This window comes from Okeania sp. SIO2B9 (assembly GCF_010672505.1).
GTDB classification, from domain to species: Bacteria; Cyanobacteriota; Cyanobacteriia; order Cyanobacteriales; family Microcoleaceae; genus Okeania; species Okeania hirsuta.
This window is the reverse complement of record NZ_JAAHGK010001357.1, coordinates 1-1,992: the sequence shown is the minus strand read 5'-3', so window position 1 is coordinate 1,992 and position 1,992 is coordinate 1. Positions and strand designations below refer to the sequence as shown.

General features: G+C 35.6%; 1 protein-coding gene. It reads right to left on the bottom strand.

Annotated elements, in window-relative coordinates:
- Nucleotides 1-1,992 (bottom strand): hypothetical protein (locus F6K13_RS30710; protein ID WP_353735741.1); only part of this gene is annotated, 1,992 nt, incomplete at its 5' end.

Here is a 1,992-nt window from a genome sequence, read left to right as displayed (position 1 = left end):
TCAATAAATTACTGAATAAATTGAATCTGAAAATACTCTTGATTCTGGTGTTGGTACTTCCTCTACTATTTCTGGTAGACTAGGAAACTCATTTTCCTGAAGTGAATCTTCAACTTCAGATTTTTCTGATGGATTGAAATTTTCTTCTACATTTGGTTTTTCTATTGTGTCTAGAGTTGCTGATTTCTGTTTTTCGGTAACTTTATTCCTAATACCTTTAAATATATCTCTAACACGATTCACAAATTCACCTATTTTTTCTTTTGTTGTTGGTAGTTCCTTTGCTTCGTCGGTAGTTTCTATTTTTGAGGTTGGTTCTTCAGTAAAAGTTTCCTCAATTTCTGATTCAGTAGTAGAAACTTCCTCTATTTCTGGTGTAATTAATGTTTCCTCAATTTCTGATTCAGTAGTAGAAACTTCCTCTATTTCTGGTGTAATTAATGTTTCCTCTATTTCTGACTCAGTAGCAGGAACTTCCTCTATTTCTGGTGCAATTAATGTTTCCTCAATTTCTGATTCAGTAGCAGGAATTTCCTCTATTTCTGATTCAGTAGTAGAAGTTTCCTCTATTTCCGGTGCAATTAATGTTTCCTCTACTTCTATTTCTTCTGATTCAGTAGCAGGAATTTCCTCTATTTCTGATTCAGTAGTAGAAGTTTCCTCTATTTCCGGTGCAATTAATGTTTCCTCTACTTCTATTTCTTCTGATTCAGTAGCAGGAATTTCCTCTATTTCTGATTCAGTAGTAGAAGTTTCCTCTATTTCCGGTGCAATTAATGTTTCCTCTACTTCTATTTCTTCTGATTCAGTAGTAGAAGTTTCCTCTATTTCCGGTGCAGTTAATGTTTCCTCTGCTTCTATTTCTTCTGATTCAGTAGTAGGAATATCCTCTATTTCTAATTCTGGAGTTACTTCTGCTTGAGTTTCCTCATAAATGTATTCTGGGTCAACTATACTATATGCTTCCTTAAGTGAAATTTCTCCAGCAATGATTTTGCTGAGAGTATCTTGTCCACCTGGTTCGTAGGTAATCAAGTGAATAGTGCTATTATAAATCTCATTGAGTGCATTACCCTCATCATCAATATATTCTAACTCGATCCAATTCTTTCCTGGATGAAACCCTTGTAAATATATTGACTGCCATTGATCGGCAATAAAACTGCTTCCATTAACCGTAACACGAATACGCCAATCAACTATTTCATCTTCAGGATCTTCCTGTGCGACTAAGTGCGATGGTGCATTGGTAAGATAATAGTCAAGCAAGATGGGTTCCGCACCATAGTCACCCAAGGGACTATTGTAAGTTAATAGTGGTAAATTTGGAGCAGGATTATTATTCGTAGTTTTAGTGAAAATGTGAAAAGTTGTTTGAGCATAAGCACCTTCATTCTTAAAACTTTCATCCCACGGACTACAAGCAAAAACTCTGATAGTATGAGTACCAGGTTCTAAGTCTGATAAAATCAGGGATTGATTTAGGTCATAGATTTTTTTATAAGGTTTGTTGTCTAAAATTACTTCCAGATAAGGTCCTAAGTCTAATTCTGACTTAAATATAGGTAGGTCTTTCACCTGGAGTTGCACTGTAATAGTATTGTCTTCAAATATTTGGTCTGGTTGAGGACTTTGTATTGTAACTTGTGGTTTGTAGATGTCGATTGCTTGACGCAGTTGTTGAATTATTTCTGGTGGCGAAACTTCCAATATTTTAGAGCTAGAAGTTGTTGCAGGTTTTTCCTCCCTAAGTTGAGGTCGCTCAGAGAAGCGATCGCTACAACTGACCAAACCGGAAGTTAAAACGACTACTATTAGAAGTGTTAATAATTTTCTTAGATATAGCAAGTCTAGATGATTTGTCAAAAATCCAAAAATAGACTCTTTGTCTAAAATTCTGATCTTTGTTTCCTGTTTCCTATCTTGATGTCCTAATAGGTGCATCTTTTGGCGATACCTCGTACCGATTTTAGTGCGCATTCCTTGGCGGGA